The following is a 17,134-nucleotide window of genomic DNA, read 5'->3' as shown; positions in this document are numbered from 1 at the left end:
TTATTTAAGTATCATAACTTTCATTACTTCTACAGTATTTCTTGTAGTTAATTGTAATAAATAAATCCCCGTTGGTAGTTTTAAGTTAGAATATTGGAAAGCATAACTTGATTGATTTTTCAATTGTTTATTCCAAACCAATCTTCCATCTCCTAATAGCCTTAATGCCATTTGTGCATCTTGCACTTCTGTAAATTCAACAAAGATATTTAAGTTTCCATCTGATGGGTTAGGATAGGCATCAAATATTATTTTTTCTTCTTCAATACTTTTTTCATTAGCAATTTCATCATTAATAGTAAGCCTACCATTATCCCCTATAACAACATCTATTTCTCTTTCTACAACAGCAACACAATTTCCTAAAGATGCCGTCATTATTATTTTATGAATGCCTTCTTGAGTAAACCGAATTTCTTGTTCATGTTTAGTACTATCTAAAACAGTAACTTCAGGCATAATTTCCCATTCTACTCCTTCAGGAAGTGGCCATGATAAATCTATTATAACAAAACTTTCTGTAGCATTATCAGGTGTCGATTCTATTACAAAATTTGCATTAAGTAGGTCGTCTCTTTCTATAACTTCAAAACTAACAGTTTTTTGGCAGCCAGCTTCAGTCGTCACTTCTAATTCATAATTTCCTGCTCCTGTAATTATAGCTGTTTGCTCACTCGATGAAAAACCAATATCTGAAGTCCATATTGTTGTTATCCATTCATTTCCTGCATCTAATATAAATGTTGTTCCATTACAAATTTCAATGACATCCTGTAAGTGTGTAATTTCAATACTAATTGGTTCAGGATCTATAACTTCATAAGTTGCGTTAATACTACAACCGTTGGCATCTATTACTTCTACAGTATAAAAACCTTGTTCAAGACCGATTACATTATCTGTAATTTGACCATCTGACCAACTATAAGAGTAAGGCTTAACTCCACCTGTTACATTAATTGATAGTGTACCGCCTGCATCTCCTACGCAAGTAGGGTGCTGTATATCTAATAACTCTATTTCTAGTTCATTTGGTTGAGAGACATACAAGCTCTTTTCAATAGAACATCCCTTGTTTTTATCTGTTATTATTACAGTGTAACTTCCTTCTGTAATCGTATTAAGCGTTAAAGAATTACTACCACTCTCTAACCATTCAATTATATATTCTCCAGATCCACCCGAAATACTATCAATTGTAATACTTCCATTTGTATCACCAGCACATAGAGGTGGTATTACTGTGAATTCTTTAAGTTCTACTGGATCTGGATCTAAGAATCTATTATTATATAACGATGAGGAACACCCATTCTCATCATTCACTTCAATGGTATAATTTCCATCAGAAAAACCTTGCAATAAGTAACTATCACTATCGTCTTGAATGGAAATAATATTAGGTGTATTAAAAACATAATTACCACTACCACCTTCTACTGTTAAACGTATCCAACCATCATTACTTTTTACACAAGATGGATGTACCAGTGTATCTAAATTAATTACAATTGGTGTTGTACCTTCTACTGTAGTAGTAAACAAAACAGAATGACCCGTTAAATCCGTTATATTTACTATATATTCACCAGCACTAACACCTGTTAAACTAGTTCCTCTCTGATTATTATTCCACTGAACTATATAAGGAGAAGTACCGCCTGTTACATCTATTAACAAACCACCATCTTGTGCACCAAAACAAGATTCATCCATTGCAGTTATTATCGCTATTGCTATTGGTTCAGGCTCTTCAATAATAGAAATTATAGTATCTTTTGTACACTCATTTCTGTCTATAATTGTAAGAGGATAATCACCAATGGTTAAACCTGAGATTGAATTTCCATAACTATTTTGATCTGGCCAATAAACTACATAAGGCCCCTCACCACCTTTTGGTGCTATTGTTACGCTACCATTAGTAGCTCCATAGTGAGAAGGGTTTATTATCTCTATATCATCTACAAATAAAGAATCTGCTTCAGGTACACTAAATTCTCCAATTACATTGCAGTTCACATTATCAATAGTAGATACAATTACTTGATAAGTACCTACTGCTGCCTCTAGTCTATTATCTAAAGTTGTTATTGATTGATTAGTTAATAGATTTGTCCATTCAAAAATATATTCATTACTACCTCCAAATACATTTAATGCCATAACACCATCATCTCCGTTTACGCAATTTGGAGATTCAACATAGTTTTGAGTAATACTTAATTCATCTGGTGCATCTAATTGGAAACTTTTTTCAGATATAATACCTAAAATATCAATTAATTTTAAAGTGTAATTTCCCTCTTTGAGGTGACGTATCTGCCAATCATTACCAATTACATTATTTGTATTGTCTTTCCATTCAATACTACTTATTTCCGTGTTTAACCTATTCAATAATGTGAAAGTAGCTTCACCATCTGCATTATCCCCACAGCTTGGCTCTATAATATTAATAACTGAAGAGTATTCTAAAACCTTTGCGATTGAGGTATCTATTATTTTCTGATCGGTAGTACATTCTACTATATTTTTATAATAAAGTGTTACACGATATTTCCCTTCCTGTAAATTACTGAAAAATGGTGTTTTATTAGTAACAATACTATCACTTAGTATCTGATACCCATTGCCATTATCATATTCTATTTTAAGGTGACTACCTATAGAATTTAATGATGTAAGTAATGTAAATGAAGAATTATTTTTTACAATATCAATATCTTCAATTTCTAAATCTTTTTTGATCTTTATTTCAACAACTCTTTGAGAATCTTTCCAATCACAGCCCGCATTCTCTAAATATTGTAATATTAAAACATCATCTCCCAAATTACTCCATGTTAATTGTTCTACTTGTGAAGGGTCTGTAATTGAAACGATTGGAGTATACCCTCCTTTTGCTTTTTTCCACCTAAATTGAGTCCCAGCCATATTACCTAAAGAAGTAAAATTAATTTCTCCATCATTTACACTTGTACAAGTAATATCCTCGTGTTGAATCTCTATATCATATGGGATATGTACTGGATCTCTTTCTGGAACAAAATAAACCCCGTAAAATTTTTCTTCTTCTTTATATTTATAAATTGATTTTTTATACCTAGGTTCTACTTCACAAGACATAAGATCTGAAACATGAACTCTATAGTTTTTATTCCCTTTTAAATTCTCTAATCTATAATTGTTTGAGGATGTTGTTACTTGATCAATTAGTGTATCGAAGCCACCTATGTTTGCAGTATTTTCAATGTAAACAGTAATTGTATATGGTAAATGTCCGCCAACTATACTCATATCCATTGCCGCAGTTTCTAGACCATAACAAAGTGTTTCTTCTGCAGTAATTGTTATTTCAAGAGGGTCTGGCTCTCCCACTTCTACATTACTCAGTCGGGTTATATTACCTAAAGTTTCAAGATCTAAAGGTCCTGTATATTTTTCTACATATATTGTATCTATTGGTCTAAATACATTGCAAAACCTATCACTAATTTCAATAGTATATATACCTTCTATCAATGAATCAATATGCACTAGACTATCACTACTTATATCAAGAAGTTGCCTTGTAAAAACACCATTTCTGTTTATATTTAAATTATATTTTTCTCCTGATCCACCATAAAATTTATTGATATATATACTCCCGTCGTTATAATATTGATATTCATTGGATAGATCATCTTTGATACTAAAACAACTTACAGAATCAGAGATTACATTAGCAGAAAAAGGAAAATAATCAGATAAATAGTAATGTAATAGAGGTAATTCTATTACTGTGTCTTTATTATCCGAAATACTTGTAATCATTAATTCATTGAATTTCTTCATTTCATACAATGAATCTACTTCATAAAAAGAAGTTTTATATTGACTTGAACTATCATTTACTAATTCACAAGGACAATCATACGCATCATTTACAGTAAACTCTTTCATCCCTTCCCCTTGCATATAATTACTAATTGTATCGAAGAGGATACTTGTATTACCAAATTTTAGAAGGTAACTCTCGTTTGAAGAAAGTTGTATTCCTCCTTGTATATCCATTTGAATAGCACCATCGAAACTATCGATACAATTAGGTTTTATAGGAGTCTCATAAATTACACTTAACGGTGGTGGTGCAATTAATAGAGTATCATTACTATTACTTTTTCTTAGATTATCAATAATGGTTACACCAAGGCTATCCACTACTAAATTTGAAATACTATCTACTGCATTCCATTTTCCATTAAGATTTTGCGTTACGATAACCTTAATTGAATCTTCTACAGAGAATCGATTATATAAAACTTTATAGTAATAATTATTTCCTTCTTGATATGGAATACCTCCTTCCATTGATAGATAAGCTTTTCCTGTTTTTGCTAAACCTCCAAAATTACATTTTAAATGATAATCCTGAAGAGAACTTACCGTTTGATAATTTTTTAATGAATCTATAGTAACAATTAATTTATCCGGTTCTCTTAATTCTATTACACTGTCTATTGCAATATCTCCAGAAGTCCAAAGATTATCTGTAGTAATTAGTTTTACAGTATCTATTAAATAGGATTCCGGTAATTGTTGGTTAAAAAAACTATCTGTAACAACAAGCTGATAATAGCCTTTCGTTAATTCTTCGAATAAATATTCTTGCTCTCCATCAAGACCCATTGCACTGTCTTTTTTTGAAAAGATAGAATTATTTGCACTATAATATAATGTTGTTTTGTAGTTATCAATACCTCCTTTTATGTTATAAGTAATTGTACCATCATTCCCTCCAAATTCAGAAATTTCATATAACCCTAAATTTCCATAATCATATAATGATTCATATTGATCAAATAGTAGTGAGTCTGGTGCTAACAAATTAATGCTATTATTACCCTGTTGAATGTTACTACAATTATTCGAATCTAAAATACTTGTAATTGCATAAGTACCTAAACCTAAACTATCAAAATAGGCTGTACGGGATTGGTCTTTCGTTGTAAATACTTTGGTTGCATCTGCTAATCTTAACATTACTTCAAAATCTGCTACACCACCAATAATCTGAGTTTTAAATTTCCCATCAGAACCATTATGTCTAGATATATGGTAAATACTACCTGAGTTTGAAGGAAAAACACTGTCAATTGAATTTAATAAATTCAGTTTATCAGGCTCATTAATAATAAAATCACCAGCTTTATAATAACCAAATAATGATGTCCCATCTACAGAGTTAAGGTTAAGTGTATGTACTGTATCTTCTAATAAATAGACTGAATAATTGGCTGCCGAAAGTAGGTCACTTTCTAAAGTTTGAAACGTACTATCTGTATCAATTTGATGAAAATCGTTTATATTAATTGGAAGAGTGTCTTCTCTACCTACATAAAAATAAGGTCTATTAGTTAGTGTTATATAATTTGGAATAGTATCATTGATAATTAAAACTTTTGCTCTTGTCAAATCTCCTTCACAAGCTATTTGATAATGTTCATCTATTGATTTTGTACTCGTTAATGTACTAATTTCAAATGAACTTTTATATGTAGAATAGCTGAAAGGTCCTTCAACTATTGCATTACCATTATATTTTGAAGTTGAAGGGAAAGACAAAAGAGAATCTAAAACTTCACCTTTATTTGTGTAACTACCATCAAAAGCAATAAAATAATAGGCTGTATCTGCAATGAGTCCATATTGGTTTTGTATTAAAGAGTGTCCATTTTCATTTAAGAAATTTAGAGAAGCACTATTCATAAAACTCCACCCGTTATTCTCTCTGAATACATAAAACACTTCATAAGTAGAATTATAAGTAGAATCTCTTCTTAAGCGGTAACGAAAATGTGTAAGTTCGTTAGAAAACGCCCCCATATTGTATGGTACTTTTATAAATTCAGAATCTACGAATTCTATGGGTCTTGCCTCTTTTGTTGAAAGTACACTACCTAATGTTGTTGTAAAAATTACTGTGGTAAAACTAGAATCATATTCGATGACTTCTAAATCATACTCAAGTGCATCTTCATTGTAAGAGCCTATAGGTACATTTTGAAATTCTAGGTTGTAACTTGTAGTATCTATTACAAAAATCTCACTACTAAAAGTATTTGTATCCTTTCCTTTTAAAATACATTTTAAATATCTAGATCTTTCAGTATTTATTTGGGTTTGTAAATTGTAATTTATAGTTGCTGTATTTTCGTTACCTAAGGAAAGGTTTTCGGTTACAAATTGAATTGGACTATTAATATAAATAGACGACCTAGTGTTATTAATAACTATATTACCCTGAATATAGAAATTAACTGTAGGGATTGGTGCTGTTGCATCAGATTCGATATATTTTTTTATTTTATAAGTCCCTGGAATTAATTCCAAAAAAGTACATGTAGTTGATTCACTAATAAATACATCACTTGAATTATACAACTTATACTTTACATTATAATAATTAGTAGAACCGATATCATTACTTGCAGAGAACAGAGAAATACTTCCTAATGCTTCTGTATTATCTATATGAGATTGATTAGCACTAAATGTTGGGGCATCAGGAGGAGTAGTTGTTAAAGATAATGTGTAACTATCCTCACAAACATTTAAATCTACTTCATTATTAGAACTTGAAATATTGCTATAAATAAGCAATGAACCATCATTAGGCCACTCTACCGCATTAACTGTCAATGCTTCACTATAATTATATTCAGGATCTATTTCTCCATAACCTCCCCCATCAACATTTAGCGAAAATGTTAACGGTTGCCCATAATAATCTTTCGCATCAGATGTTACGGAGAAATAGTTCGAAACCACTTCATCACCATCAATTGTTAACGGTGTTTTGGTTATTGATTCATCAAAATTAATTAGTAATGGATCACCGCAATTATTAGCATCAGTACCTTCTCTTTTTTGTTTTAATAAAGTTTTGAAATCATTTAAAATTTCTTCAGCATTAGATGTATTTAATCTTTCTGTTAGCTGAATAAAATAACTATAATGTTGATCTGCAATACCTGATATTAATGAAAGTATAATTTTATTATTTTCAGAAGTTAGCTCAATATTTGCTTTTGAATGATTAATTATATCAAACCCACTGCCATTGTATTCTAAAACACTATTTTCAATTAGGTTTAATTTTATAGAACTTCCACTGCCAGTATACCAATTGTCATTTATATTATTATAAATAATAAGGTTAAACTGATCACCTGTGTTATAATTTCCTATGTCATTATCAAGAGACAAAGAATAATTATCACCTAAACAAGAGCTAACTTCTTCTTCTGTAATAGAAAAACCAATATCTGATTTAACACCAAGAGATCCTGATAGCATTTTGGGGAAAATATAAAAATATTCCCATTTACTCTGAAACCCTCCTCTAGTCACCCTAATTCTTAACTGTCTACCTAAGAACTCTTTATTATTAGATGTTAATACATTACTTTCCGAGCTATTTGTTTCATAGCTTAATATATCTTCAAAACCTAAATCAGATTTATTTTCATAATCACCACCTAAATTATTGATTGTTCTCCCTTCTAATTCCCAAGTATACTTCTTCCCATCAAGAAAGTCGTTCGATAAAAAAGAGGGGGCTATAAAGCTTTGATCACCACAAAGAAACCCACCAAACTCTTCTTGCCCATAAGAAAAATTGACTGAAAAAATCAGCATTAAAAATAGTAATATATAGTTTGTTTTCACAGTAAATTAGTCGTTAGTTTCTATACACAAATACGTTAGCTCTAAAATAGTTTTAATATGTTAGCTATTACAATTTTAAGTTTTTTTTATAACATTTGAAAATTTTCACTACTTTTAATTTATAATTGTGAATTAAAACAACTAAAACAGCAACAATGCAAACTAAACTAAAACCACAAGTACTGTCTGTACTTCTATTCCTTGGTCTTTTTTCATGTACAACAGAAGAAACTGATCAACAGCCTGTTGAATATACAGGTACATTCTCTTTAAACATTGCGTTAGACAATACTACTGAAGTCAGTTTTGGGAGAACTGCCAACACTACTTCAACAGATAATTTCTTAGTGAAAATTCTAAAGAATGATGAAGAAGTTGCTGTATTTGACAACTATGCCGACATGGCACAACAAGAAGAGTTAGAAACAGGAAAATACTCAATAGTAGTAACTTCTGGAGAAGAACAACCTGCTGCTTTTGACAATCCTTTGTATTCTGCTACACAAGAGTTTACTATTGCATATGGGAGTAATACTGCTATAGATATCACTTGTGCATTATTGAATGCAAAGGTGAAACTTACTTTTTCTGATACTTTTAAAAATAAATACCCTGATGCTTCTGCAGATGTTTATACAGAAGAGGCCCTTTTAAATTTCACAGAAAATAAAGAGGGTTTCTTTAGTATAGTAGAAAATACGATCAGCCCAATTGTTCGTGTAAATTACACCAAAGAGGATGTTGATAGAGTTAAACTGACTCAATTTTCTGAACTAAAGAGTAACTATGAAGTTGCTGTAATTGTAAACTACAATCAAGAGAATGATGTAGTCTTTTTTGGTGAGGAATATACTCCAATGACGGAAAAAGAAGTATTGATGGAAATTAAAGAATCAATACATCCAAATTCTACATACTTATATAATTGGGGAGATGATGTACCTTTTAACGAATGGTACGGTATAAATGTTAATGAAGACGGATTTGTGGATTCATTAAAACTTCATATTATTAAACCTTTACCAACTTCTATTGAAAATTTAACGCATCTAAAAACATTAGAAATTAATCACAGAAAAGCAGGTGGAGGATTACCTGATGACAAAACATTACCTATTGAATACTTTTCGTCTTCTCAATTAACAAGTTTAAAAACCTTTGGCGGAAAATTTGATTGGAATAACATTCTTATGTTCAATAAACTAGAACATTTAGTTTTCACTGGTTTCTCTACTACTCCGATTGGAAATGAACTTTCAGAGTTTAAAAATTTAAAAACTTTATGGATATCTGTCTCTGATGTATATGGTGTAATAGGTGAACCTTTCCATCAAAGCTTTAATGATGAATTAAAAAAACTGACTCAAATAGAAGAGTTAATTATCAAAGACTTGAATTACAACTTATTGACAATACCAGAAAATATAGGTGATTTCACAAAATTAAAAATTCTAAAATTAAAATCTGATGGTATTACGGGTGACTTACCTAATGAAATATACCAATTAACAAACTTAGAAGAACTTGTAATAGAAGGTCAATTCACTGGTGAAATATCTTCATCAATTTATAATCTTACTAACCTTACTTCGCTACATTTATATGGTAATTTAACAGGCTCAATCCCTAACGCAATCGCAAATTTAGATAAGTTAATTTGGTTATCATTAGCAGGTAATAACCTAACAGGTAATATTATAAGTGAATTTGGATTAATGGAGAACCTATATGTTTTATATCTAAATGATAATCAATTCACAGGGGAAATCCCAAAAGAATTAGGAGCCTTACCAGAGTTAACTCACGTAGATTTTTCTAACAATCAACTTTCAGGAAGTATTCCAGAAGAAATTGAACAAATTAGTACTTTATATTCATTATATCTCTCACATAATCAACTTTCAGGAACGATACCTGAATTCTTTGCTACCATGAGAAATTTAAGAAGCCTACATCTAGACAATAATAATTTTGAAGGAACAATATCACAAGATATTATAGATAGATTACGAACTTTTGATTTAACTTACGACGATAAAAATGCTCCAGAATAAAGCATATTAAAATATAAGAAAGGGGAAGTGGAGACGCTTTCCCTTTTTCTCACTAACACCTATACCAATTTTATCATGAAAAACTTATTATCACTACTCATAGTAACTTTGATTTCACATCTTTCCTATTCTCAAAATATACTTTTAGAAGCTAATTCATATTTCTATACTATTAGTGTATCCACTGAATTTGGAGAAGATTCAGATTCAGGTTGCTTACATGAATTCCATTATTCAGGAGCATATATTTCAGAGATCAATGGTAATGCTTTATCTGGAAAAAAGACTTCACATTCTGGTTATTTTAATAGTGAAAATATAACCATAAAAGTATACTACTATAGAAGTAGTACAAGTGAATGCGAAAAACAATCTTCTGATGAGTATGAAAATGTAATTATAGAAAACACTAATTGGGCTCCGATAACAGAAACTGTGGTAGAAAATTATACAGATTCAAAATTAATTATTGTGTATAAAAGTGTATATTTTACTGATGATACGCCTACAGTAAAATAATTACCTCTTCATAAATACTACTAAATCATTAACTACTTTATACTCTTCAGAAATACAAAGACTATTACTTACAGTTACACTTTCAAAACATAATATTTCGTTTAAATTAAGTACCTTTTTATCTTTAATCACTGTAATATTACCTTCTCCATTTTTAAGATGCCACTCGTATGGGGCATTCAAAAGATTAAAAATCTTAGGAGGGTGTATTTCAAGACCTATAGCTTTAGGCCTAGACTCATCAATGGGTTTATCGATATATACAACATCTATTACATGCTCGTATACTGTACCAAATTCATAATCATGAGGTAACAAAGTAAAATTATCTATTTCTAATATATTAAGATCTTCAGTTCTACGAATTCCAATTTTATCAAAACTCTCATCCGTTTCAGAAACTATATTAAATTCATAAGTATCAAATTCAACACTAAAGTTAACCACGTCCGCATTTTTGGAATACAAAACAATAAAACTAGTCTCTAAAGGTCTTTGAGTGTCATAATTATACGCTATTTCATTGGGTGAGAAAGAAGTAGAACCATAATTATTTAATATAATTTTATTAAATAAAAAATAATAAGGTGGTCTATTGTTGAAACATGAAAGACCTCCTCCAAAATTAATATAATTATTAGGGCAAATATTAGCTCCATTTTCTGAAGAATAACTGTTGAATGTATTAGTTATTTGAATTACTCCATAAAATAAATCGGTAGATAACTCAATTTTATCATCATCTTGAGCCAAAGTTTGATAACTTAAAATAAATAAGAGAGAGAGAATAGCGAATAGTTTCATTACTAAAGAAATTAAGAAATTCTGTTTTTATTCAAAACCCAATACTACTTCTATTACTTCTCTCACATAACAAATACAACTAGACAAAAACTGAACATCAACCATTTTTTTTAAAAAAATTATGACTAAAAAAGGAGTTATCAAAAGAAAAACAACCTATTTTGTTATCCGTAAAAATTTTGTTTCTTTAAATCATTATTTCTATTCCAGAAATATGTAGATACGTTGCATAGCAACGTCCTAAGTTGAACGAAGGTTTATCAAGATGACACTTATTACGTGTGGGTTTTTAAATTCAAAAAAATCCTCCCTACTGTTAAGTATAAGAGGATTATTTTTTTGTTAGCAACAACCGTTAGGTGGTGTGCAACATGTCGTTTTATGTGCATCTCCTTCTACAGGATTACATTCACAAGTGCAATTACCTTGGTCATCTTGTTTGCATTCGCAATTACAGTTACATGTACAAGATTGGTTCTCACAGCATTTTTTATTGTCTTCCATAACTTTACTTTTTATAAGTGATTTATTCATTTTGTATTTTCACTCTTAGAGACGCAAGACTTTAAAAAGGATACATGATTTCAGAAAAAAATATTATTTATTTTTACAACCACTTGAGCAAGAGATCTTTCGTTCAATAAATTCACCATCAATTATTTTACAGCAATTCTCAAAAGATGTTTTTAGTTTCTCTCTACCCCTCTGTATTCTAGCTTTAACAGTTGGGTAAGTTATGCCTATATTTTCGGCATACTCTTTCTGCGACATTTTTGTATAGGTAACTTTAAGTAAAACATCTTTATAGATTTCTGGAAGCTCTAATATAAATGGTTTTACACACTCTGTACAGGCTACAAAACTAGCACTATCTTCTTCTGTTTCTTGTGGTAGGTTTAATGCATTTATATCTGTAATACTATTTTTCTTTTTTCTGTAGTGATCAATTATTGCGTTCCGTGTAATTTGGTACACCCAACTTTGTAATTTCTGATTATTTGTAAGACTGTTTTTCTTTTGATGAATCTTGATAAAAATCTCTTGTAAAATATCTTCAGCAAGAGCATCATCATTTACCTTACTTTTTATAAAGCCAAGTAATTCATCTTTAAACTGTCTCCATATTTCGTTTGTGTTCATCATTTTTTAAACCTAAAATACCACATTTACAATGTAGACGTAATAATTAAAAAAAGATACATGGTTAAAGCTAATAAGTTTTAGTATTGTGATAATTTTATCTTCATAAGTTTTAAACCAAAAAAAGTAAACATGAAAAACCTCTTTTATATAACCTTACTCTTTATTAGTTCACTTTCTTGTATGCCTAAAAATAAAGTAGATACTAGTAGTTTTTATCCAGATAAAACAATGCAGGTAAAGTATCACTCAGAATGGACGGCCAATCATTATAAAGAAAGAATTTCTGTATTTAAAGCAACCCCTTTGGTACATAAAGATATTGTCTTTTTAGGAAATAGCATTACTGAACAAGGCAGTGATTGGGGTGCTAAATTTGGTCTTCCAAATATAAAAAATAGAGGTATAAGTGGCGATGTAACTGATGGTGTTTTACTAAGACTTGGTGAGATAGCTTATTATAAACCATCTAAGGTTTTTATTATGATTGGAGTAAACGATCTGTTCAATTTACATTTTCAGAAGCAAATTCCATCGGCTGAATATGTAGCAAGTAATATCATAAAAATTGTTGATCAAATACATGAAATTTCTCCTACAACAGAAATATATGTAGAAAGCATATTGCCAGATCATCAAGATTTTATGGCTCCATTAATTAATAAAGTGAATACACTTGTAATGGAACATAATGGGAAAAACTTCACCTACATTAATTTAAACCCCCTATTTCAGGATAAAGATGGTCTGATGAATAATAAGTTATCTACTGATGGTACTCATCTTAATGAAGAAGGTTATGCTATTTGGGTTGATGCTATAAAAGAAATAGTGAAAAAATAAGTAGGAAAAAAAACACCCCAATCACGTTGTAATAACGTACTGGGGTGATTTAAAATTTTAATCAAGAATGAAATTTCGTCTATCTTTTGATAAACTTCTTAGTTTGGATTATATCGTTATCGTATACACGTAATAAGTAGATCCCTGCCTTAAGGTTCTCTACAGAAACGTTTACTGTTTTATTTTCTGAAAGGTCTATGCTTTCTACTATCATTCCTCCTGTAGAATAAATTTCTAATCTAGAAGCTGTAGTTGATAAACCTTCAATACTTAATTGTTGCTGTACAGGGTTAGGGTAAAGTGATATCAATTGCGATGTCAACTCTTGTTCTAACTTACTGTTGTCCATTTTTCTAGCAGATGAAGAACTTCCTGAAGAAATTTCTAACCAATTAATGTTAAATCCACCTTCCAGTACTGCAATAGCAAAGTTCTGATTTCCTGCAGTTAGTGTAACTTGATGAGAAACTGTTGTCCAGTTTTGCCATCCACCTGTACTAGGAATAGAAATTTCGCCGTAGTTTACAGATCCACCTGCTTTTTCAAATTTTAAACGTCCGCCACCATTTTGGCTCGCTACTCTATAAGAGATTGTATAAGTTCCAGTTGTAGGGATATTGATGTTATCAAAAGACAACCAATCCCAAGCATCAATATACCCTACATTAAGACCTCCTTCAGAACAAGATTCCGTCTGCACACCATCCATTCCAGAATAGTTTTCAGCTTCAATTCTTGTTAAAATTATTATATCATCTTCAACTTCAATTTCTACATTTGCACTGCTTGTATCTTCACCGTCTGAAGCCGTTAACGTAAAAGTATAAACTCCTCCATTTGTAAGCCCTGTTACTGCTGTAACTTGTGCTGTTGGTGATACAATTGTTACTGCCGCTCCAGAAGTTTGAGTCCATGCATACGTTAATGTCTGCGGACCATTATCTGCATCTGTTGCTGCACCTGTTAAAGTAGTAGATGTAGTCCCTTTTGGTAAAAACTCATCGGCTCCTACAGTAACTACTGGTACTTCGTTAGATGGTAAACCCGTTCCTGGTAATAACACTACATCGTCAATCTCTACATCAGCATTAGCGCTACCTAAGTTAAAAGCAACACGAGCATTACTATCTGTTGGGTTTGCCATTGTAAATTCAAACTCAAATTGCTGCATAGTTGTTGTTAACTGTGGTGTTGCAGAAAAATGACCGGTGTAAGGGCTACCATTTTTCTCTACTCCTACCTGAATTGAACGATTACTTGCTGCTTTTGCTTTAAATTTTAAGGTATACGATTGGTTATTTTCAATAGTTAAACCACCTTGGTAGAACTGAACGTGCCAGTTTTCCCATCCTCCATAATTAATTGTACTTTTAAATACTCCGTTAACTTCTGTATTAGAGGCTGTAGAAGATTCAAAAACAAAGCTTGTCCATGCTGATGTTCCTGCACTAAAATCGCCATTTGTTAAAAGATTTACAACTGGTGTTACTTCTACTGTTACCTGATCTGAAGCAGAGCTTGTTCCATCTGATACACCAACTTCAAAAGTATAAACACCAAGTTCAGTTAGACCACTTACCGTTGTTTGCGCAGCATTTGAATTATTAATTGTACCACTTATTGGTCCGTTTACTTGAGACCATGTATACGATAAGTTATCGTCTTCTGCATCTGTTGCACTTGCCGATAAATTTGCATTACTCCCTAAAATAACATTTTGATCTACACCTGCATTTACTGTTGGAGGTGTATTTGCTACTGCAGTAATTTTTACAATGTCAGATGTCTGACCATTGGCATCATTTACGGTTAATTCAAATTCGTATTCTCCAAGAACAGATAAGCCTTGTACTAATGGGCGTATTGAATTTGGACTTTCTATAGATGTAGTAATTGGTCCACTAATTTGTGTCCAAGAATACATTAAAGCATCTCCTTCTACATCAGATGCACTACCTTGTAAATTTAATGCCGTAATTGGTTGCACTAAAAACTGATCAGCACCTGCATTAGCTATTGGTGCTTGATTGGGTGTTACAGTAATTTGAAGTGTAGCTGAAATACCTTGGTCTGTATAAGAAACCGTACTTACACCTACTTCTGTTGCTGTAAATACGCCATTTACTACATTTGCTGACCACTCTCCTTGTAAGTTCCAAGTATTATCACATGTACTTGTTCCTGCAACTGATAAAGTTAAAGGTAAACCTACTGTAACAGATGTTGCTGCTGCATTGATAGTAATACTTTCTAAAGACTCGTTCGTACAAGCTACTTCTGGAGTATAATCAATCCAACCACGCATCACATCCCTTTGGAATCTTCCAGAAGTAGATAAGTCATTTGTACTCCATCCCCCTTCTGCATTTACATTCGCATTAAGAATAGACCAGTTTTCATCTCCGTTAACTTGCTTATTGTTTACTGCCCACATTACATGGATTTTACCACCATCTTGGTTTCTCCAATAGTTTAACCAAGCACCAGTTTCTCCTCCACCGTTATCATTAATACCAATTCCCCATTCAGTACCAACTGTTGGTACACTGTATCCTTTTCTTAAAGCACCGTGTGCAGGTTCGATTGCATAACCATGCAAAGCATAAGCAACGTTATTATCTTGAATTTGATTTGCTGCTGCATCGTCTACTCTTTGTGAGTAAAAAGGAGTACCAACAACAATCAAATTATCTGGATCGTATTTACGTATTTCTGCAATTACTTGGTCCGCATGGTTTTTTACTGTTCCCCATGAGTCGTTAATTGGCTCATTCCATAATTCGTATATAATGTTATCGTACCCATTATATTGTTTGGCTATATCCCCAAAAAATTTAATTGCCTCTGCAGTATATTGGTCAGAATAATGCTCATGAAAATCTACCATTACGTAGATATCATTTTCGATTGCCGCATTAATTACGTTTTGCATTAAACCCATTGTATACTCTGGAGATTGAACATAATCGTTAGAGTTCCAAGGTAAACCTGCTCCATCTTTTGGGTTTACAGACATTGTTGCACGTATAACTTGTGTGTTCCAGTCATCTACTAACCAATCTACAGTAGTTTTACTGTACCAAGTTGGGGCTGCACTACTCCAAAATAAACTGTTACCGGCTAAACTTACAGTTTCTCCGTTTTTACCTACAATACTGTTGCCACTAGCTTGTAAACGCCCGTGGTGGTTTACAACAAAATTGTATCTTTTAGATAAACTTTCAACCTTAACAGTTACAGAAGTAGTTAAGCCGCCCGCTTGCACACTTATAATTTCTGTTGTTTCGTTATCTCCTGCTATAAATAAGCCATTTGGTGCATTTGCAGACCATTGTGCAGCTACTGCCACAGGTACTCCACAACCATCAAATGCTTCTAGAAGGAGCTGAATTGAATTATTTGGTAATACAGAAAGACTTTCTGCTTTAATTGTTAAACTTGCTAATGCAGGGTTAGGACAATCGTTTTCTTCAACTTCAATCCAATTAATATTAATAGCACCTGTTGTTGTTCCAATATTCAAAATATTTGATACTGGGAAGTCAACAATTATTTCTTGTGTTTGCCAATCTGCCCATCCACCTGTAGATGGAATTTGGATCGTTAGTAAATCACCATTATTAGTAGTTAATACTAAATCACCACCTGGTAATGATGCTACTCTGAACTTAATTTTTGCTGAAAAAGCAGTAGGTACATTTGTAGCAAAAGAGAGAAGATCTCCCGGATCAAAGTAACCTACAGTAGATGTTCCGTCCGTATCAGAAGAAGACTCTATTTCTATTTCTCCTGTTACATTACTGTAGTTTTCTGCTTGTAATAAGCCTGGTGTAGTTACTGCAAAATCATTTGCTTTTAGTGTGCTGGCCATTGTACCATTTGTCCGTATAGTACCTGCAAATACTTGTGATGCAGCTACCAAAAGGCAACATAATAGTACAATTGTTTTTTTTGTAAAATTCATTTCATTCATGTTAATAGTATATTAGTTCGGATAGTTAAAAAGTATTTCGTTATCCAATACTATTAAATGATTCAAAAAGGGGCTACACTATTTG

General features: G+C 31.6%; 7 protein-coding genes. 3 read left to right on the top strand and 4 right to left on the bottom strand.

All coding sequences use genetic code 11. The features are described 5' to 3' along the window. Window positions 1-7,686 carry a T9SS type A sorting domain-containing protein gene (locus tag EI427_RS23425; protein ID WP_170178596.1) on the bottom strand — a complete coding sequence of 2,562 codons (7,686 nt, stop codon included), beginning with the start codon at window positions 7,684-7,686 and terminating at the stop codon, window positions 1-3. 185 nt (window positions 7,687-7,871) lie between these two features. Between EI427_RS23425 and EI427_RS23420 the strand changes: the two genes are divergently transcribed. After that, window positions 7,872-9,770 (top strand): DUF4493 domain-containing protein, encoded by a 1,899-nt coding sequence (locus tag EI427_RS23420; RefSeq protein WP_126619616.1) that lies wholly within the window; start codon window positions 7,872-7,874, stop codon window positions 9,768-9,770. Window positions 9,771-9,845: 75 nt separating this feature from the next. After that, window positions 9,846-10,289 (top strand): hypothetical protein, encoded by a 444-nt coding sequence (locus EI427_RS23415; RefSeq protein WP_126619614.1) that lies wholly within the window; start codon window positions 9,846-9,848, stop codon window positions 10,287-10,289. Here EI427_RS23415 and EI427_RS23410 read toward each other — a convergent pair whose 3' ends face one another. Beyond that, window positions 10,290-11,093: a hypothetical protein gene (locus EI427_RS23410; RefSeq protein WP_126619612.1), complete on the bottom strand. Its 804-nt coding sequence runs from the start codon at window positions 11,091-11,093 to the stop codon at window positions 10,290-10,292. 597 nt (window positions 11,094-11,690) lie between these two features. After that, window positions 11,691-12,236 carry an RNA polymerase sigma factor SigZ gene (gene sigZ, locus EI427_RS23405; protein ID WP_126619610.1) on the bottom strand — a complete coding sequence of 182 codons (546 nt, stop codon included), beginning with the start codon at window positions 12,234-12,236 and terminating at the stop codon, window positions 11,691-11,693. A 129-nt stretch (window positions 12,237-12,365) separates the two neighbouring features. Here sigZ and EI427_RS23400 point away from each other — a divergent pair, with 129 nt between their 5' ends. Beyond that, on the top strand, window positions 12,366-13,076 hold the full coding sequence (locus EI427_RS23400) for a GDSL-type esterase/lipase family protein (protein WP_126619608.1): 711 nt from the start codon (window positions 12,366-12,368) through the stop codon (window positions 13,074-13,076). A 79-nt stretch (window positions 13,077-13,155) separates the two neighbouring features. On the opposite strand, the gene EI427_RS23395 is transcribed toward EI427_RS23400, so the two are convergent. After that, window positions 13,156-17,040, bottom strand: a complete 3,885-nt coding sequence (locus tag EI427_RS23395) for a PKD domain-containing protein (RefSeq protein WP_170178595.1) — start codon at window positions 17,038-17,040, stop codon at window positions 13,156-13,158. Between the last annotated feature and the right edge of the window lie 94 nt (window positions 17,041-17,134).

The sequence above is a fragment of the Flammeovirga pectinis genome (genome assembly GCF_003970675.1).
Classification (GTDB): Bacteria; Bacteroidota; Bacteroidia; order Cytophagales; family Flammeovirgaceae; genus Flammeovirga; species Flammeovirga pectinis.
The sequence above is the reverse complement of the archived record's forward strand: the minus strand, read 5'-3'. Positions and strand labels throughout refer to the sequence as shown.